The 17,228-nt window shown below is 70.3% G+C and carries 18 protein-coding genes; 9 read left to right on the plus strand and 9 right to left on the minus strand.

What is annotated here, in order from left to right:
* Nucleotides 1–12: 12 nt before the first annotated feature.
* The 3 genes from M3Q35_RS24035 to M3Q35_RS24045 form a co-directional block, all read right to left on the minus strand.
* Entirely contained in the window at nucleotides 13–789 is a 777-nt protein-coding gene (locus M3Q35_RS24035) for an ATP-binding cassette domain-containing protein (protein ID WP_273934565.1), read from the minus strand.
* Nucleotides 790–921: 132 nt separating this feature from the next.
* On the minus strand, nucleotides 922–2,040 hold the full coding sequence (locus tag M3Q35_RS24040) for a sugar ABC transporter substrate-binding protein (protein WP_273934569.1): 1,119 nt from the start codon (nucleotides 2,038–2,040) through the stop codon (nucleotides 922–924).
* Nucleotides 2,041–2,568: 528 nt separating this feature from the next.
* Nucleotides 2,569–4,287 carry a DEAD/DEAH box helicase gene (locus tag M3Q35_RS24045; protein WP_273934570.1) on the minus strand — a complete coding sequence of 573 codons (1,719 nt, stop codon included), beginning with the start codon at nucleotides 4,285–4,287 and terminating at the stop codon, nucleotides 2,569–2,571.
* A gap of 199 nt (nucleotides 4,288–4,486) precedes the next feature.
* Between M3Q35_RS24045 and M3Q35_RS24050 the strand changes: the two genes are divergently transcribed.
* On the plus strand, nucleotides 4,487–5,659 hold the full coding sequence (locus tag M3Q35_RS24050; RefSeq protein ID WP_273934572.1) for a YihY/virulence factor BrkB family protein: 1,173 nt from the start codon (nucleotides 4,487–4,489) through the stop codon (nucleotides 5,657–5,659).
* Between the two features lie 242 nt (nucleotides 5,660–5,901).
* On the opposite strand, the gene M3Q35_RS24055 is transcribed toward M3Q35_RS24050, so the two are convergent.
* A complete protein-coding gene (locus tag M3Q35_RS24055) occupies nucleotides 5,902–6,135 on the minus strand; it encodes a DUF3039 domain-containing protein (RefSeq protein WP_273944439.1) in 234 nt (77 codons plus the stop codon).
* Nucleotides 6,136–6,189: 54 nt separating this feature from the next.
* Here M3Q35_RS24055 and M3Q35_RS24060 point away from each other — a divergent pair, with 54 nt between their 5' ends.
* The gene (locus M3Q35_RS24060) at nucleotides 6,190–7,104 is read left to right on the plus strand and encodes a pseudouridine-5'-phosphate glycosidase (RefSeq protein WP_273934573.1); all 915 of its coding nucleotides are present in this window, start codon (nucleotides 6,190–6,192) and stop codon (nucleotides 7,102–7,104) included.
* Nucleotides 7,101–7,979, plus strand: a complete 879-nt coding sequence (locus tag M3Q35_RS24065) for a carbohydrate kinase family protein (protein ID WP_273934575.1) — start codon at nucleotides 7,101–7,103, stop codon at nucleotides 7,977–7,979. Before M3Q35_RS24060 ends, M3Q35_RS24065 begins: the two co-directional genes overlap by 4 nt.
* Before the next feature lie 80 nt (nucleotides 7,980–8,059).
* Here M3Q35_RS24065 and M3Q35_RS24070 read toward each other — a convergent pair whose 3' ends face one another.
* Nucleotides 8,060–8,419 (minus strand): DUF3099 domain-containing protein, encoded by a 360-nt coding sequence (locus M3Q35_RS24070; RefSeq protein WP_273934577.1) that lies wholly within the window; start codon nucleotides 8,417–8,419, stop codon nucleotides 8,060–8,062.
* A gap of 58 nt (nucleotides 8,420–8,477) precedes the next feature.
* Here M3Q35_RS24070 and M3Q35_RS24075 point away from each other — a divergent pair, with 58 nt between their 5' ends.
* From M3Q35_RS24075 to M3Q35_RS24095, 5 genes are all read left to right on the plus strand, one after another.
* Nucleotides 8,478–9,959, plus strand: coding sequence for a DUF7782 domain-containing protein (locus M3Q35_RS24075; RefSeq protein ID WP_379794316.1), 1,482 nt, complete (start codon nucleotides 8,478–8,480; stop codon nucleotides 9,957–9,959).
* The gene (gene dtd, locus M3Q35_RS24080) at nucleotides 9,956–10,381 is read left to right on the plus strand and encodes a D-aminoacyl-tRNA deacylase (protein ID WP_273934579.1); all 426 of its coding nucleotides are present in this window, start codon (nucleotides 9,956–9,958) and stop codon (nucleotides 10,379–10,381) included. Before M3Q35_RS24075 ends, dtd begins: the two co-directional genes overlap by 4 nt.
* Nucleotides 10,382–10,726: 345 nt before the next feature.
* Nucleotides 10,727–11,698 carry a sigma-70 family RNA polymerase sigma factor gene (locus tag M3Q35_RS24085; protein WP_273934581.1) on the plus strand — a complete coding sequence of 324 codons (972 nt, stop codon included), beginning with the start codon at nucleotides 10,727–10,729 and terminating at the stop codon, nucleotides 11,696–11,698.
* 443 nt (nucleotides 11,699–12,141) lie between these two features.
* Nucleotides 12,142–13,800, plus strand: coding sequence for a fumarate hydratase (locus M3Q35_RS24090; RefSeq protein ID WP_273934583.1), 1,659 nt, complete (start codon nucleotides 12,142–12,144; stop codon nucleotides 13,798–13,800).
* Nucleotides 13,801–13,869: 69 nt separating this feature from the next.
* Nucleotides 13,870–14,643, plus strand: a complete 774-nt coding sequence (locus tag M3Q35_RS24095) for an SDR family NAD(P)-dependent oxidoreductase (RefSeq protein WP_273934585.1) — start codon at nucleotides 13,870–13,872, stop codon at nucleotides 14,641–14,643.
* On the opposite strand, the gene M3Q35_RS24100 is transcribed toward M3Q35_RS24095, so the two are convergent.
* The 3 genes from M3Q35_RS24100 to M3Q35_RS24110 are packed head-to-tail and all read right to left on the minus strand — an operon-like array spanning nucleotide 14,633 to nucleotide 16,286.
* Entirely contained in the window at nucleotides 14,633–15,178 is a 546-nt protein-coding gene (locus M3Q35_RS24100; protein ID WP_273934587.1) for a hypothetical protein, read from the minus strand. The genes M3Q35_RS24095 and M3Q35_RS24100 overlap by 11 nt on opposite strands.
* A gap of 50 nt (nucleotides 15,179–15,228) precedes the next feature.
* Entirely contained in the window at nucleotides 15,229–15,843 is a 615-nt protein-coding gene (locus M3Q35_RS24105) for a hypothetical protein (protein WP_273934589.1), read from the minus strand.
* The gene (locus M3Q35_RS24110; RefSeq protein ID WP_273934591.1) at nucleotides 15,840–16,286 is read right to left on the minus strand and encodes a hypothetical protein; all 447 of its coding nucleotides are present in this window, start codon (nucleotides 16,284–16,286) and stop codon (nucleotides 15,840–15,842) included. Before M3Q35_RS24110 ends, M3Q35_RS24105 begins: the two co-directional genes overlap by 4 nt.
* A gap of 133 nt (nucleotides 16,287–16,419) precedes the next feature.
* On the opposite strand from M3Q35_RS24110, the gene M3Q35_RS24115 reads away from it, so the two are divergent.
* A complete protein-coding gene (locus tag M3Q35_RS24115; protein ID WP_273934593.1) occupies nucleotides 16,420–16,599 on the plus strand; it encodes a hypothetical protein in 180 nt (59 codons plus the stop codon).
* On the opposite strand, the gene M3Q35_RS24120 is transcribed toward M3Q35_RS24115, so the two are convergent.
* Nucleotides 16,588–17,175 (minus strand): Uma2 family endonuclease, encoded by a 588-nt coding sequence (locus M3Q35_RS24120; RefSeq protein WP_273934595.1) that lies wholly within the window; start codon nucleotides 17,173–17,175, stop codon nucleotides 16,588–16,590. The genes M3Q35_RS24115 and M3Q35_RS24120 overlap by 12 nt on opposite strands.
* Between the last annotated feature and the right edge of the window lie 53 nt (nucleotides 17,176–17,228).

Here is a 17,228-nt window from a genome sequence, read left to right on the forward strand (position 1 = left end):
ATCCCTTGCGATTCAGACCGTGGCGACTTCGGGCTTGGCCAGGCCGATGTCACCCGACCGGCCGGCGGTGATCAGCTCGACGACCTGCGTGTTGGTCAGGCTCTTGGTCGGCAGCTGCGCGACCATGCGGCCCAGGTAGAGCGTCGCGACGTTGTCGGCGACCTCGAAGACGTCGTTCATGTTGTGGCTGATGAGCACGACGCCGAGGCCCTGGTCGGCCAGCCGGCGCACCAGGTCGAGGACCTGGCGGGTCTGGGCGACGCCCAGCGCGGCGGTCGGCTCGTCCAGCAGGACGACCTTGCTGTCCCACAGCACGGCCTTGGCGATGGCCACGGTCTGCCGCTGGCCGCCGGACAGCGACGCGACGAGCGTGCGCACCGACTTGACCGTGCGGACCGACAGCGAGGCCAGCGTCTCGCGGGCCGCCTGCTCCATGTCGGACTCGTCGAGCAGGCCGTACTTGCCGCGCTCACGGCCGAGGAACATGTTCTGGACGATGTCGAGGTTGTCGCACAGCGCGAGGTCCTGGTAGACGACCTCGATGCCGTAGGCGGCGGCCTCGCGGGGGCCGGAGATGTGCACCGGCTCGCCGTTGAACAGCACCTCGCCGGAGTCGATGCCGTGGATGCCGGCGATGCACTTGACCACCGTGGACTTGCCGGCGCCGTTGTCGCCGACGAGCGCGGTGACCTCGCCCGGCCGGATCGTCAGGTCCACGTCGTGCAGCACGTGGACGGGCCCGAAGCTCTTGTTGATCCCGCGCAGTTCGAGGATCGGCTGCTCGGTCATGGGGGTGTTCTCCAGACTGTCACTGCCCGCCCCGGTGGCGGCGGGGTGGTGGGCATGGGAAGCCGCCGCGGCCGGCCCGGGTCGGGGGTCCGGGTCGGTCGCGGCGGCGGCCTGAGCATCGGCCGTCAGCTACTAGCTGATGCCGTTCGCGGTGCAGAGCGCGGCGATGTCGCCGGTGCAGACGTCGGACTTCGGCACGGCGCCGGCCGAGATGACGTCCTTGACCTTGTCCTTGGTGATCGCCTGCGGGTCGAGCAGCAGCGACGGGACCTCACGCTTGGTCTTGGGGTCCGTGGTCTTCTGCGTGGCGATCTTGTCGGCGTCGGCCTTGCTGTTCTTCAGCAGGGCGGTGGCCAGCTTGGCGGCCGCCTCGGCCTCCAGCTTGATCGGCTTGAAGACGGTCATGTACTGGTCGCCGCGCAGGATGGCCTTGAGGCCGTCGGCGGTGGCGTCCTGACCGGTCACCGGGACCTTGCCGTTGAGGCCGTTCTTCTGCAGCACGGCGATGACCGCGCCGGCGAGGCCGTCGTTCGCGGCGAGCACGCCGTCAACCTTGCCGCCGTTGGCGGTCAGGAAGTTCTCGAACGTGGTGCCACCGGTCTGGTTGTCCCACTTGTCGATGAACTGGCTCTTGACCAGCTTCAGCGTGTTGTTGGCGTAGAGCGGCGCGAGGACCGACTCCTGGCCGTCGTGGAACAGCGTCGCGTTGTTGTCGGTCGGCGCACCCTCGATCTCGATGACCTGGGCGCCCGGCTTGTCCTTCAGCGCGGTGGCCAGCGCCTGGCCCTGGAGCTTGCCGACGCCCGGGTTGTCGAACGAGACGTAGTAGTCGGCGCTGCCGCCGGCGTTGAGGCGGTCGTAGTCGATGACCGGCACGCCCTGCTGGGCCGCCTTCTTCTCGACCGCGGCGCCCACGTCACCGGTGGTGGAGGCCAGGATCAGCACCTTGACGCCCTGGCTGAGCATCTGGTCCGCCAGCTGCGAGACCTTCTGGTCGTCACCCTGCGCGTTCTGGATGATCGGGTCGAAGCCCTCGGCCTTGAGCGCCGCTTCCAGCAGCGGGTGGTCGAAACCCTCCCACCGGGCGGACGTCGTGGTCTCGGGCAGGATCACGCCGACCTTCGCGCCGTTGCTGGCACCGCTGCTGCCCGACGTCGGGCTGCTGCCATTGCTGCTGTTGGCGCCACACCCGGTGACCGCCAGCGCGAGCCCGGTGCTCACGGCGAGCACGGCGAGAGTTCTGCTCCGCATCCGGCTGTTCCCTTCATCGTGGCGCGGGTCACTGGAGGAGCCCGCGAAAATGTTGTGGCGCAGAACATATGCCCCCGGAGCCCGCTCCGAAAGGCAGCTGAAGCGGTTAAGTTCGGTTCTGGCGACACGACTCGGCAACGACCCGGTAACCGGAAGGCCGCCGCTACACCGAAAGGCCGTCTGTCAACTACGCGTTGTGACTAATACGGGGTGAACTGCCCCACGCTCGCCGCACGGTTGGCCGCTGACGCTGCGGCGAAAGGTTCACGGGTTCGATCACGGACAGGCATGAGAGCGCTACCAAGCGCCCTGCATCCATTCGGTCGTGCGGTCTAGACCACCCGCCTGGGTGAGACCCGAATGCGAGGCACGATCACAGCCGAGGGTAGCGACCGGCTGCCGCACCCCAGCAGGAGGGCCCCGTTGCCACATGCGCTTCCTATGTGGCGTCTGGTGCCACATAGGAAGCGCATGTGGCACCAAGCAGCGGGGGTGTGGTTCCCGGCGGGCGCGATGCGTGCGAGCCGGCTACCAGGAGCGCAGGGTGGCGATGCGTTCCTCGAGCTGCTCGACCGAGGCCATCGCCGTGGGTGGGCCGCCGCAGTAGGCGCGGAGCTCGCTGTGGATCTTGCCGTGGGGCTTCTTGGTGCGGTGGTGGTGCATGGACACCAAGGTGTTGAGCTCACGGCGGAGCTCGGCCAGGCGCTCCTGGGTGGTGCGGGTGCGGGCGGGCTGGGCAACGGGGTCGGGCTCGGCGGCCTTGCGGGCGGAGACGTCGGCCAGCTGCTTGGCCTGGCGCTGGCGGAGCAGGTCACGGACCTGGTCGGGGGCGAGCAGACCGGGTAGGCCCAGGTAGTCCTGCTCCTCCTCGGTGCCGACCATGGCGGCGGTGCCGAACGAGGAGCCGTCGAAGATGAGCTGGTCCAGCTCGGCGGACGCGCCCAGCGAGGTGTAGCCCTTCTCCTCCTCGCCCTCGTCCTTGGTCCGGTTGGCGTCCTTGAGCAGCTCGTCGTCCCAGCCGTCGGACTCCCGGTGCGGCTTGCCGAGGACGTGGTCGCGCTCGGCCTCGAGCTCGGCGGCCAGCTGGAGCAGCACGGGCACGCTGGGCAGGAAGACGCTGGCGGTCTCGCCGGGCCGCCGCGAACGCACGAAGCGGCCGATGGCCTGGGCGAAGAACAACGGGGTCGACGAGCTGGTGGCGTAGACGCCGACGGCCAGCCGAGGAACGTCGACGCCCTCGCTGACCATGCGGACGGCGACGAGCCACCGCGACTGCCCGGCGGCGTACTCGGCGATACGGCCGGTGGCCTTGGGGTCGTCGGAGAGCACGACCGTGGGCTCGACGCCGGTGAGCTGGGTGATGATCGTGGCGTACGCCTTGGCCGACTCCTGGTCCGACGCCAACACCATGGCGCCGGCGTCGGGAATCGACTGGCGCACCTGGTTGAGCCGCTGGTCGGCGGCGCTGATCACGGCGGGCATCCACTCGCCGGTCGGGTCCAGTGCCGTGCGCCAGGCCCGGGCGGTCTGCTCGACGGTCAACGGTTCACCCAATCGAGCGGTGAACTCCTCGCCGGCACCGGTCCGCCAACTCGCCTCGCCGGAGTAGGCCAGGAACAACACCGGCCGGACCACGCCGTCCCGCAACGCGTCGGAATACCCGTACGAGTGATCCGCACGGCTGCGCATCGCCCCGGCGCTGTCGGGCTCGTAGTTGACGAACGGGATCGGGCTGTCGTCGCTGCGGAACGGGGTTCCGGTCAGCGCCAACCGGCGCACGGCCGGCGTGAAGGCCTCACGGATGGCGTCGCCCCACGACTTCGCGTCGCCGCCGTGGTGCACCTCGTCCAGGATCACCAAGGTCTTGCGGTTCTCGGTGCGCACCCGGTGCAGCGTCGGATGGGCCGCGACCTGGGCGTAGGTGACGGCGACACCGTTGTAGTCGTTGGACGTCTGCCCGGCGCCGTTGCGGAAGTTGGAGTCGATCGCGATGCCGGCCTCGGCCGCGGCCTTGGCCCACTGGTGCTTGAGGTGCTCGGTCGGCGTCACGATGGTGACCCGCTCGACGGTGCGGTCGGCCAGCAGCTCGGCGGCGACCCGCAGCCCGAACGTGGTCTTGCCGGCGCCGGGCGTCGCGACCGCGAGGAAGTCCTGCGGCTTGGACGTCAGGTACCTGGTCAGCGCGCGGCGCTGCCAGGCCCGGAGCGGTCGTGCGGCGGTCGTCGTCGGGTTGAGGGTGTCCGTCAACGCCGTTCACCCTCCCTAGCTGCGACAACCTGCCGATGACGTGCGAATGCCCTCACGGTGGGGTTCCCTGAGGGCTGCCAGCAGCTTACCGAACGCCTCGGCGACGCACCGCTCGATGGCGTGTGCCGATGGACACGAGATGACGTTTCGGGGGGTGATCCAGCCGCGGCTGCCCTTATGCCGCATGCTTTGGGGTGCCATGGGTCAGCAGCCTGAGCAGGACACCGGCGCGGTCGCACCCGTCAAGCGGGGGCCGTGGCGACTCGTGGTGCGCACGGCCGGCAAGGCCTGGCACGGCGACATCTTCTCGGAGGCCGCGGAGGCGGCGTTCTGGCAGACGCTGTCGCTGCCGCCGCTGCTGCTCGGTCTGCTGGGCTGCCTGAGCTTCGTCGGCGACTGGTTCGGGCCGCAGATCGTCACCGCCGTGCAGTCCAAGATCCTTTCGTTCTGCCACACCATATTCAGTCCGAACGTCGTTGATCAAATCATCGCCCCGACGGTGGTGAGCATCCTCACCGGCGCGCACACCGAGGTGGCCTCGATCGGCTTCCTGATCTCGCTGTGGGCCGGCTCGTCGGCGATGGCCTCGTTCGTGGACGCCATCACCGCCGCCTACGGGCAGCACGACGTGCGGCATCCGGTGTGGCAGCGGATCTTCGCGCTGTTCATGTACGTCGTCGGCCTGGTGCTGGCGGTGATCGGGCTGCCGCTGCTGGCGCTGGGACCGGACCTGCTGGCGACGGTCGTGCCCGGGCAGTGGCGGCCGCTGGTGCAGCAGCTGCTGAGCACGTTCTACTACCCGGTGATGGCCGTGCTGCTGGTGCTGGCGCTGACCACGCTGTACAAGGTCGCCCTGCCGCGCAAGCTGCCGTGGCACCGGGGGCTGCCCGGCGCCGGGCTGGCCATGGTGCTGTTCCTGCTGTCCAGCATCGGGTTGCGGCTCTACATCGCGTGGATCACCACCACCGGCTACACCTACGGCGCGCTGGCCACGCCCATCGCGTTCCTGCTGTTCACGTTCTTCCTGGGCATGGCGATCATCGTCGGCGCGCACTTCAACAGCGCCATCGAGGAGATCTGGCCGGCGCGGATGACCCGCCGGCAGCGGCGCAAGTGGCGGCGGCTGGAGCTGGAGCGGGCCGCGGTGCAGATCCGGGCCGGCGAGCAGGCGGCGAAGTGGCTGGCCGAGCAGCCCGAGACCCGCGAGCTGGCGACCCCGCCGCCGGCGCCGACCAACGGCGCCGAGGGTGTCACCGAGAAACTCGACACGAACGGCGTCGAGCTCACCGAGAAGTGGCAGGCGCCGTCGCCCGCCGACGTGAACGACACCGAGCAGCTCGAGCGCCCGTCGGCGGAACGACAGAGCAAATAGCCAGCCTCACCCGGCCGCCACCCGGAGATCGCTCGGCCCCGCCCCTGTTTCGCCCGGTTGCTGGATTTTCGAGGGCCGCGACCTACGCGCCCCACGACCGAGCCGGATGCGGCCCTTGAAAATTCGGCAAGGGCGAGGCAGGGGTCACGAGGGGCCGAGCCGCCCTGCCGGAGGCAGGGCCATTCAACACAGTGCCGAGCCGCGACGCCGGAGGCGGCGCCAACAAGCACAGCAAGTAGCTGCTACTCGCTCATCATCTCGTAGATCTTCTTGCACTCCGGACACACGGGCGATCCCGGCTTCGGCGACTTCGTGACGGGGAACACCTCGCCGCACAGCGCGACCACGTGGGTGCCCATGACCGCGCTCTCGGCGATCTTGGCCTTCTTCACGTAGTGGAACATCTTCGGCGCGTCGTCGCCGGTGGTCTCGTCGGCGTCCCGCCGGGTGTCGGTCTCGGGCAGCGTCTGGGTCATCGGGCTCACTCGTTCATGATGCCTGATACACGCTGACGGCAGGAACGGGAGAAGATGGCTACACAACCGCAGGTCAGCAACGAGGTGCGGGCCGCGCTGGACGAGGGCCGGGCGGTGGTCGCGCTGGAGAGCACGATCCTGGCCCACGGGCTGCCGCCGGGCCGCAACCGCGAGGTCGCCGACCGGGTGGAGCAGGTGATCAGGGACGCCGGCGCGGTGCCGGCGACGATCGCGGTGCTGGACGGGCGGCCGGTGGTCGGCCTGGACGCCAAGCAGCTGGACCGGGTGTGCGACCCGGCGTCGGCGCTGGTCAAGCTGTCGCGACGGGACCTGGGGCCGGCGATCGGGCTGGGCCGGGACGGGGCGACGACGGTGGCCGGCACGGCCTCGATCGCGGCCAGGGCCGGTATCGGGGTGTTCGCGACGGGCGGCCTCGGCGGCGTGCACCGGGGCGCGGCCGAGACCTGGGACGTGTCGGCCGATCTGGGCGTCTTGTCGGAAACGCCGGTTCTGGTGGTGTGCTCGGGCGTGAAGTCGGTGCTGGACATCGGGGCCACGCTGGAGCTGCTGGAGACCAGCTCGGTGCCGGTGCTCGGCTGGCGTACGGACCGGTTCCCGGCGTTCTACCTGCGGGAATCGGACTTCGAGGTGCCGTGGCGGGTGGACGACGCGAAGCAGGCGGCCGCGGCGGTCCGGGCGCACCGGGAGTACGCGCCGGGCCAGGCCGGAGTGCTGCTGGCCAACCCGGTGCCGGTGGAGCACGAGATGCCCCGCGAGCTGCACGACCGGCTGCTGGCCGAGGGCCTGGAGCTGCTGGTCACGCGGAACGTGCGCGGCAAGGACGTGACGCCGGTGCTGCTGGAGCACTTCCACACCGCCAGCGGCGGCGTGAGCCTGGACACGAACGAGCAGCTGGTGCTGTCCAACGCGCGGGTCGCCGCCGACGTGGCTGTCGAGCTGGCCCGATGACGGTGATCGTGGTCGGCGACGCCGCGATGGACGTCGTCGCCAAGCACCACACCGCGATCGAGCACGCCGGCGACTCACGGGCCGACATCACGCTGGCCGTCGGCGGCGCGGGCGCGAACACGGCCGCCTGGCTGGCCTCACTCGGCGTGGACACCGTGCTGGTCGGGCGGGTCGGCGACGACATGGCCGGCCGGCAGGTGCGCTCGGAGCTGGAGGCGGTCGGGGTGCGGTGCGCCTTCGCCACCGACCCGGCCGCGCCGACCTGCTGCGTCGTCGTGCTGGTCGACACGGAGGGCCAGCGCAGCATGCTGGCCGATCGCGGCGCGAACGCCCGGCTGGCCGGGCCCGATCTGACCGTCAACCTGCTGGAGACGGCCAGTCACCTGCACCTGTCCGGTTACGTGCTGCTGGATCCGGCGTCACGGGACGCGGGGCTGGAGATGCTGGCCGCGGCGCGGGGTGCGGGGCTGACCACGTCGGTCGATCCGCAGGCCGCGCTGCACATCGTCAAGCAGGGGGCGGAGACGTTCCTGGCCATGGTGGCCGGGGTGGACCTGCTGCTGCCCAATTCCGAAGAATTGTCCGCTTTGACCGGTTCACGGGATCCCGGGTCGGCGGTCGAGCTGTTGGGCCACGTCGGCGCGGTGGCCGTGACGACCGGACCGGACGGGGCCAGCTGGATCGACCGGATCGGCCGCTGGGACGTGCCGGCCGTGCCCGCGACCTGCGTGGACTCGACCGGCGCCGGGGATGCCTTCGACGCCGGCCTGCTGTCGGCCTGGCTGGACGGCAAGCCGCCGCTGGACGTGCTGCGGGCCGGCGTCACCGCCGGCTCCAAGGCCGTCTCCCACGTCGGCGGCCAGCCGCAACCGTGACCCCGAATGTCACATGAGCGTCATACTTGCCTCTATTCGGCACCTGCGGACCGCATGTGCCGAATAGGGGCGGGACTCTCTCAGCCCTCGATGGACTTGGGCGGGGTCGCCGGCTTCGGCGGCTCGTCGTGCTCGGAGACCTCGCGGGCCAGGGCGCGGCGGGCGGCCTTCTCGGCGTTGTAGCGGTTGATCTCCTCCTGCTTGCGCGGCGGGCGGTCGTTGGCGATCAGCACGGCCACCCACGGCAGCGGAATCGACAGCACCAGGAACAGCAGGCACAGCCACCAGATGTTGATGAACGCCACGGCCAGCAGCAGGCACGGCACACGCATCAGCATCATGATCGTGTACTTGCGTTTGCGTGCCCGTGACTCGTCCGCGTACGAGGGCGCGGCCCCGGTGATGAGAACCGGTGTGTCGTCCCGGTCAGAGCCCTTCACGACACCACCTCCTGCCGTTGATGCTAGTCGCCGTCAAGGGCGTGCAAACATTCCGGTCGTGTTTTCTGACAAGTTCTGTGACCAGCTGCGAGACGCCTTCCGCGAAGCCCGCTACGAGCCGGACGCGGTCGTCGACCTGCTGGGTGGCCCGGCTCACGCGGCGCTGGGCCGCGGCGAGCCGGAGCCGGCCCGGCGGGCCAGTGCCGACGGCGGCGCGCTCGGCACCCTGATCCGCGTGTTCCTGCTCGGCGACAGCGCGTCACGCGCCGAGACGCAGGCGGCGCTGGGGTCGCTGTCCGTGTCCGACGCGGTGGCCGAGGGCTTGCTCCGCGAGGATGGCGGGAACCTGCGCGCGGATCTCGACGTTCGACCGTACGGAGACGATCAGGGCTCCTGGTGGGTGGTGTCGGACCAGGACTCCGACCTGCGCGGCGCACCTGTCCGCCCGGACCACGTGCTGGGCGTCGGACACGCGTCCCTGAGCCTTGCTCGCGCAACGGCCCGCCGGCCGGTGGACACCTTGCTGGACCTGGGAACCGGCTGTGGCGTGCAGGCGCTGCACGCCACCCGCCATGCGCGCAGGGTCACCGCCACCGACCTGTCCGAACGGGCGCTTTCCCTTGCCTCGGCGACGTTCCGGCTCAACGAGCTGGACGTGGACCTGGCCCGCGGCGAGTGGTTCCAGCCGGTCGCCGGCCGCCGCTTCGACCAGGTGGTGTGCAATCCCCCGTTCGTCGTCGGGCCGGCCCGCGTCGACTACACCTACCGCGACTCCGGCCTGGCCGGCGACGACGCGAGTGCGTTGGTGGTACGGCAATTGCCGGCGTTCCTGAACGAGGGCGGGGTCGGCCAGCTGCTGGCGTCGTGGGTGCACCGCAAGGGCGAGGACTGGACCGACCGGGTCGCGTCCTGGCTGCCGCGCGGCGGGGTCGACGCCTGGTTCGTGCAGCGCGATGTGGCCGAACCCTCGCTGTACGTGGGCACCTGGCTGCGTGACGCCGGCATCGACCCGCGGTCCGACGAGGGCCGGGTCAAGGCGGCGGCGTGGCTGGACTGGTTCGAGGCCAACGATGTTCTCGGTGTCGGCTTCGGTTTCGTCACGCTGCGTCGCACCGGCGCGGCCCACCCGGAGATCGTGTGCGAAGACCTGCGGCACGCCTTCGACGACCCGCTGGGCCCGGAGGCCGCGGCCTGGCTGGATCGAGTGAGTTGGTTGCGGCAGCACGGATCCGCCGAGGGTCTGCTGGCCACCCGGTTCCTGGTGCCCGCAACCGTGATGCTGGAAGAGGTGTCGCAGCCGGGCGACGAGGGCTGGGACGCGGTGGTGCGGCGGCTGCACCGTACGGACGGACCTGGTTGGCAGCACGAGGTCGACGAGCTGGCGGCCGCGCTGCTCGCCGGTTGTCGCGGCGCGCTGCCGCTCGGTGACCTCTTGCACCTGTTGGCGTACGGACACGGCCAGTCGGTCGATGACCTTGTCGCAGCGGCATTGCCGATCGTGCGCGACCTGGTCCGGCATGGAATGGTCATCCCCGCATGAGGGCAGTTGTCATGCGGGTGACAAGGGCGAGCGTCACCGTCGGCGACGAGGTCGTCGGCGAGATCAAGGAGCCCGGTCTGTTGGTGTTGCTGGGGATCACCCACACCGACGGCGCCGAGCAGGTCGACACCATGGCGCGGAAGCTGCACGAGCTGCGGATACTCGACGAGGAGCAATCCTGTGCGAGCACAGGGGCTCCGCTGCTCGTGGTGAGCCAGTTCACGCTGTACGGCGACACCAGGAAGGGCCGCCGTCCAACGTGGACGAAGGCCGCGCCCGGCTCGGTCGCCGAGCCGCTGGTGGACGCGGTCGTCGACGCGCTGCGGGCGCGGGGCGCCACCGTGGCCACCGGTCGGTTCGGCGCCGACATGGCGGTGGAAAGCGTGAACGACGGTCCGTTCACGGTGCTTGTCGAAGTGTGATGATTCGCGGGTTTCCTGGCATTGGAAACGTATGGACCGGCGATTCGGTTCAGTCGTCCAACATGGACTTCACGTTTCACCGGGACGGTTGCCGGCCGAACGGGTAGAGGTGGCCCTCTCTCAGGGAAACCTCAGGTTCTCAGGGCAACCGCTCCGGCCGCGGAGACGTCATGAGGGGTGAGAAGACGGGAACGATTTCGCGATCGCTCGCGTTTTCACCAGTGTCCAGCCAGCAAGCGCAAGGCATTCCCGACCCGGGTGCCTCGCCCGAAAGGCTCGCCGCGCAACGCAGCGCCGGTGTGTGACGCGACAACACACCAGCCCGCGACCGGGGAGGGAGTCACCGTGACCATCCCGTTGACCATCGACAAGGAGATCGGCCACGAGGCCGATCTGGACGCGCAGGGGCCGGCCGCCGACCTCGTTCGCGTCTACCTCAACGGCATCGGCAAGACCAAGCTGCTCACCGCCGAGCAGGAGGTGGGGCTGGCCAAGAGGATCGAGGCCGGCGTGTTCGCCCGGCACATGCTCGAGACCGCACGTGTGCTGGACGCCACCAAGAAGAGCGAGCTCACCGCGCTGGTGCGGGACGGCGAGCGGGCCAAGAACCACCTGCTGGAGGCGAACCTGCGGCTGGTGGTGTCGTTGGCCAAGCGCTACACCGGGCGGGGCATGCCGCTGCTCGACCTGATCCAGGAGGGCAACCTCGGTCTGATCAGGGCCGTCGAGAAGTTCGACTACACCAAGGGCTTCAAGTTCTCCACGTACGCGACGTGGTGGATCCGGCAGGCCATCACGCGCGGCATGGCCGACCAGGGTCGCACCATCCGGCTGCCCGTCCACCTGGTGGAGCAGGTGAACAAGCTGGCCCGGATCAAGCGGGACCTGCACCAGCAGCTGGGTCGCGAGGCCACCACCGAGGAACTGGCGCGGGAGTCCGGCATCGCCGAGTCCAAGATCGCCGACCTGCTCGACCACTCGCGTGACCCGGTGAGCCTGGACATGCCGGTCGGCACCGACGAGGACGCCCCGCTGGGCGACTTCATCGAGGACGCCGAGGCCACCGACGCCGAGAGCGCCGTCATCTCCGGTCTGCTGTCCGACGACCTGCGCCGGGTGCTGGCCACGCTGGACGAGCGGGAGCAGTCGGTCATCCGGCTGCGCTACGGCCTCGAGGACGGGCAGCCCCGCACCCTCGACCAGATCGGCAAGCGCTTCGGGCTGTCGCGGGAGCGCGTCCGCCAGATCGAGCGCGAGGTCATGTCCAAGCTGCGCCAGGGCGACCGGGCCGAGCGGCTGCGCGCCTACGCCAGCTAGCCCGAACAGCCGTCTTGACTTGTGATCTGCATCACGGCAGAGTCACTCCACACGACGAGAAGCTTCGCGACGCGAACCATCGGGTGACCGACTGTTTCGCGATCGCTCCCCACAGGAGGTCGGGGCGGCCGGGGGCCGCCCCGGCCTCTTGATTTGGCGCCGCCTCCGGCGTCGCGGGCTCGGCCCCCTTGAGCCCCTGCCTCGCCCTTGCTGGATTTTTCGAGGCCCGCATCGGCTTGTGTGGTGGGGCGCGTCGGGTGGCGGACCTCGAAAAATCCAGCAACCGTGCGAAGCAGGGGCGGGCCGAGCCGACTTCGGGTTGGCGGACAGCCAGCTGTGCAGGTGTGATGTGCACCGTCACACCGGGGATGGCGCTGGGCCTGCGGATCGCGGCAGTACCGTAGGCCGGGTTACCCGAGTTGCGTGCAAGGGAGCCCGCGGACGTGTCCACCACCTCGTTCCAGTACGTCGATCCGCTGCCGCTGGGTAAGGACACCAGCACCGAGTACCGACTGGTCAGCCCGGACGGCGTCCGGGTGACCGAGGTGGCGGGGCGGAAGTTCCTCGAAGTCGAGCCGGAGGCGCTGCGGCTGCTGGCGCGGGAGGCGATCAAGGACATCCAGCACCTGCTGCGGACCAGCCACCTGCGGCAGCTGCGGGCCATCATCGACGACCCCGAGGCCAGCGGGAACGACCGGTTCGTAGCGACGGACCTGCTGCGCAACGCCTGCGTGTCGGCCGGCGGCGTGCTGCCGATGTGCCAGGACACCGGAACGGCGATCGTGGTGGGCAAGCGCACCGAAACCGTGCTTACCGGCGGTGACGACGAGGCGGCCCTGTCGGAGGGCATCTACGACGCCTACCAGCAGCTGAACCTGCGCTACTCGCAGATGTCGCCGACCACCTTCTGGGACGAGCGCAACACCGGCACCAACCTGCCGGCCCAGATCGAGCTCTACCACAAGACGGGCCAGGAGCCGGTCTACGAGTTCCTGTTCATGGCCAAGGGCGGCGGCAGCGCCAACAAGACGTTCCTGTACCAGGAGACGAAGGCGCTGCTGAACCCGACGCGGCTGGCCCGCTTCCTGGACGAGAAGCTGCGCTCGCTGGGCACCGCGGCCTGCCCGCCCTACCACCTGGCGATCGTGGTCGGTGGCACGTCGGCCGAGTACAACCTGAAGGTCGCGAAGCTGGCCTCGGCCCGCTACCTGGACAACCTGCCGACCGAGGGCTCGGCCGACGGCCGCGCGTTCCGGGACACCGATCTCGAGCAGCAGGTGCTGGCCATGACCCGCGAGTTCGGCATCGGCGCGCAGTTCGGCGGCAAGTACTTCTGCCACGACGTGCGCGTGATCCGGCTCCCCCGGCACGGCGCGTCCTGCCCGGTCGGTATCGCGGTGTCCTGCTCGGCCGACCGCCAGGCCAAGGCCAAGATCACCGCCGAAGGCGTCTTCCTCGAGCAGCTGGAGCACGACCCGGCGCAGTTCCTGCCCGAGGTGCACGACGAACAGCTGTCCGACGACGTCGTCCGCATCGACCTCAACCGGCCGATGGACGAGATCCGCCGGACGCTGGCCGCGCTGCCGGTGAAGACCCGGCTGTCGCTGTCCGGCCCGCTGGTGGTGGCCCGCGACATCGCCCACGCCAAGATCAAGGAGCGCCTGGACGCGGGCGAGCCGATGCCGCAGTACCTGCGCGACCACCCGGTCTACTACGCCGGCCCGGCCAAGACGCCGGAGGGCTACGCCTCGGGCTCGTTCGGCCCGACCACGGCCGGCCGGATGGACTCCTACGTCGAGCAGTTCCAGGCGGCCGGCGGCTCGCTGGTGATGCTGGCCAAGGGCAACCGCTCCAAGCAGGTCACCGACGCGTGCCAGTCGCACGGCGGCTTCTACCTCGGCTCGATCGGCGGCCCGGCGGCCCGGCTGGCCAAGGACTGCATCCGCAAGGTCGAGGTGCTCGAGTACCCCGAGCTGGGCATGGAAGCGGTGTGGAAGATCGAGGTCGAGGACTTCCCGGCCTTCATCGTGGTCGACGACAAGGGCAACGACTTCTTCTCCGAGACCTCCGCGCCGACGCTCCAGATCTCCTTCCGGCGGTAGCGGCGGTCCGATGTGGACGATGGCCGCCAGTTCGGCGGCCGTCGTCGGCACGGAGTAACAATGGCCGGCATGCGTGAACTCACCGGCAAGGTCGCGGTTGTCACCGGCGGTGTGCGGGGCCTTGGCCGGCAGATCGCCACGGCGCTGCGTGCGGCCGGGGCCGAGGTCGCCATCACCGGCCGTGACGTCGACGCGGTGGCGGTGGCCGCCGAGGAGATCGGCGACGGCGTGCTGCCGGTGGTCTGCGACATCCGGCACGAGCGGTCGGTGGACGGGCTCGTGCCGGCGGTGCTCGAGCGGTTCGGGCGGATCGACGTCCTGGTCAACAACAGCGGCATCGCCGGGCCGACGGTGCCGCTGTGGGAGTGCTCGCCGGGCGCGTGGCGCGAAGTCATCGACACCAACGTGCTGGGCACGTTCCTGTGCTGCCGCGCGGTGCTGCCGACGATGATCCGGCAGCGGTCCGGGTCGGTGATCGTCATCGGCTCGGCCACCGGCAAGCGGCCGCTGGCCGGCCGGACCAGTTACGCCGCCAGCAAGACGGCGCTGATCGGGCTGACCCGGTCACTGGCCACCGAGGCCGGCCCGCACGGGATCCGGGTGAACCTGGTGTCCCCCGGCGCGATCGACGGCGACCGGTTCCGCGGTGTCGTCGACGCCATGGCGGCCAGCCGTGGTGTGCCGCCGGAGATCCTGCACCGGGAGGCGACCGCCGGCTCCCCGCTCGGCCGCCTCGTGCAGCCCGAGCAGGTGACCGACGTCGTCACGTTCCTGGCCGGCGACGGCGCGGGCGGCATCACCGGCGACGACATCAACGTCTCCGCCGGTTTGGTCATGTACTGACGGCCGCGTTGACCGTCCGGAACCGCCGGACCGCGACGAGCACCACGGCCAGCAGTGCGCCGAGGGCGAGCAGTCCGACGTACGGGTCGGGGGCCTCGATCCGGCTCTCCAGCAAGGGATCCGCCGCACCGGGTGCGTCCAGGACCGGCACGAACCGTTCGGGCCCGTACGTGACCAGGGCCCAGGCGACGGTCGTGATCAACAGCGCCGACGACATGGCCGCGGCCAACCCCGCCACCGGATTGCGCGTCAGCCACACGCCCACGACACCGGCAACGGCGACGGAAAGCAGGGCCAGGGCAAGGGATACGGGCGGAATCAACGCGACCACGGCCAGCCACAGCACCGCGGCGGCCACACCAGTCGCGACCGCCGACAGATCCGGGCGTCCGTACAGGAACGCGACCAGGTAGGCCGCGAGCAGCACGCCGAACACCGGGCCACCCTCGCCCGCCTTGTCGGGCGAGGCGACCAGCATCAGCACGACCAGGGCGGCCATCGCGGCCACCAGCACGCATCCGAGCACCCGAGCCATCGCGGTCGCCTCTCGTCGACGGACAACGCGGGTTATCGCCGGCGGCGGGTCTAGCGTTGCACCCCGGTCTTCATGGTGAGCACGACCTTGCGGGTGCCGAGCGGGGCGTCGAGGTGCGCGGCCACGGGGACGTTGCGGATGTACTGCGGGCAGATCTTCTGCGTAGTGGCCACGGTGAGCAGCGTGATGTCGACCTCGTCGGCGGTCTGCTTGGTGACCTGGGCGTCGACCTTGGAGCAGCCGCCCTCCTCGGCCATCAGGACGAGGGTCTTGCCGTCGTCCTGCTGCCATACGGTGTCCGGCACGGCTTCGGGGGCGACGTAGGTGACCTGGTTCGGCGGCACGGTCGGGCCGCTGGCCTTGGGCGGCGTGCCGGCGTCGGAGGTCGGGGCGCCGGAGGTGGGAGCCCCGGAGCCGGACGGCGACGGAGTGCTCGTCGGGGCGGACCCGGTGATGCTGGGCGAAGAATCGCCGACCGGGACGTTGGCCCCGGTGCTCACGGCCTTGCCGCAGGCGGCCAGGACGAGCAGTCCGGTGCCGAGGACCGCGGCTCTGAGCCAGCGGTGTCCCGACAGCTGCGGCAGGGCCGCTCTGCGCCGGCTGTGGGGACGGCGCCCAGCCGGCTGGGGCGAGCCGGCCGGGCGCCCGGTGGTTGGCTTCGTCATGACCGCACTGTCCTCTCCTCGAGCACGACCTTGCGCTCGGCCAGCGGTTTGTCCAGCTGCACGGTCAGCTGCGTCAGCCGCAGCTCCTTGGTGCAGACCCGGTTGGTGTCGGTGAGGTCCCGGACGAGCACCACGTGCACCTCGCCCGGGTCCTGAGCGGTCAGCTGCGCGCGCGAGTGCTCGCACCCGCCCTCCTGACCCTGGACGGTCAGCACGGCGCCGTTGTCGTCCAGCTGGACCCGCGCGGGATAGCCCGCCGGCAGCCTGCTGGTGTCGACCTGGGCCGCCGGCACGTCACGAAGGCTGCCCTGGCCACTGGCGGCGATGCCGTTGGCCCCAGGCTCACTGCCGGGCTGGGTCGTCGTCCGGGTCGAGGTCTGGCCGCAGGCGCCGATCGCCAACACCAGCGCGCCCGCGCCGACCACTGTCGTCAGTCCCTTCATGCACCAGGGACGGAGTCACCACCGGGATGGGTTGCATCGCCCTTGCCGGATAGCGCTACCACGGTCGTGCGGCCGTGATCCGGGGCGTGAACGTCGGGGTGAACGTGCTGATCGGCGGCAGGGCACCTGGCAGATGCTGGTGCTGTGGCTGGTCGCCGTCGGTCGGCACTTCGGCATCGACTACCTGTCCGAGCGACAGGGCGCGCCGGCCGGGCTCGGGTCGTCGACCATCGTGCTCTACCTGGCGGTGACGCTGGGCATCCAGCGGTACCTCACGCAGCAGCGGGCCGCGCGGGTCCGGTCACAGGTCTAGCAGCTGGATCGGGTCGAAGCAGACCGGGAACGGCTCGGTGATCTCGAAGCGGCCGCCGGTGTGGGCCACCGCGACCTCCTGGTACTCGCCGTCCTCGAGCCGGTAGAACCACAGGGTGGCGGTCTCGGTGCGCAGGTCGACCTCGCCGCGCAGGTAGTACGGGATGCCCTCACGGGCGCACATGGCCGGCTTGTCGAGGCGGTCGCGCTGGCGCGAGGAGGGCGAGACGAACTCGCCGACCACCACGGCGTCGGCGGCCTGGGCCCAGGTGCTCGGCACCGGCGAGCGCATCACCGTGATGTCGGGCTGGATCCACCGCTGCGCGGTCATCTGGAGGTTGACCGTGGTGTACACGCGCAGGCCGACGGCCCGGGCCGGCCCCTTGAACAGGCCGCGTAACTCGTCCGCGGCGTACACGTTCGGGCCGGCCTCGTACGGGCTCAAGATCAGGTTCCCGTCAACGCACTCGTACTTGCTCGGCAACAGCCCGGGGTCCGGGAGGTAGCGCTCGGCCAGCTCCGTGGTCCACATGCCGGCGAGCTCGACGAGCGGGTCGAACGAGACCGAAGCGGACATGTGGTCACCTCCCATGGGTGACCAATAGTACTGCGCCCGGTGGCCGCCGAGCA

This window comes from Kutzneria chonburiensis (genome assembly GCF_028622115.1).
GTDB lineage: Bacteria > Actinomycetota > Actinomycetes > Mycobacteriales > Pseudonocardiaceae > Kutzneria > Kutzneria chonburiensis.

Coding starts and splice junctions, on each gene's coding strand:
- M3Q35_RS24035 (WP_273934565.1), bottom strand. CDS start 789: ATGACCGAGCAGCCGATCCTCGAACTGCGCGGGATCAACAAGAGCTTC.
- M3Q35_RS24040 (WP_273934569.1), bottom strand. CDS start 2,040: ATGCGGAGCAGAACTCTCGCCGTGCTCGCCGTGAGCACCGGGCTCGCG.
- M3Q35_RS24050 (WP_273934572.1), top strand. CDS start 4,487: ATGGGTCAGCAGCCTGAGCAGGACACCGGCGCGGTCGCACCCGTCAAG.
- M3Q35_RS24055 (WP_273944439.1), bottom strand. CDS start 6,135: ATGACCCAGACGCTGCCCGAGACCGACACCCGGCGGGACGCCGACGAG.
- M3Q35_RS24060 (WP_273934573.1), top strand. CDS start 6,190: ATGGCTACACAACCGCAGGTCAGCAACGAGGTGCGGGCCGCGCTGGAC.
- M3Q35_RS24065 (WP_273934575.1), top strand. CDS start 7,101: ATGACGGTGATCGTGGTCGGCGACGCCGCGATGGACGTCGTCGCCAAG.
- dtd (WP_273934579.1), top strand. CDS start 9,956: ATGAGGGCAGTTGTCATGCGGGTGACAAGGGCGAGCGTCACCGTCGGC.
- M3Q35_RS24095 (WP_273934585.1), top strand. CDS start 13,870: ATGCGTGAACTCACCGGCAAGGTCGCGGTTGTCACCGGCGGTGTGCGG.
- M3Q35_RS24100 (WP_273934587.1), bottom strand. CDS start 15,178: ATGGCTCGGGTGCTCGGATGCGTGCTGGTGGCCGCGATGGCCGCCCTG.
- M3Q35_RS24105 (WP_273934589.1), bottom strand. CDS start 15,843: ATGACGAAGCCAACCACCGGGCGCCCGGCCGGCTCGCCCCAGCCGGCT.
- M3Q35_RS24110 (WP_273934591.1), bottom strand. CDS start 16,286: ATGAAGGGACTGACGACAGTGGTCGGCGCGGGCGCGCTGGTGTTGGCG.
- M3Q35_RS24115 (WP_273934593.1), top strand. CDS start 16,420: ATGCTGGTGCTGTGGCTGGTCGCCGTCGGTCGGCACTTCGGCATCGAC.
- M3Q35_RS24120 (WP_273934595.1), bottom strand. CDS start 17,175: ATGTCCGCTTCGGTCTCGTTCGACCCGCTCGTCGAGCTCGCCGGCATG.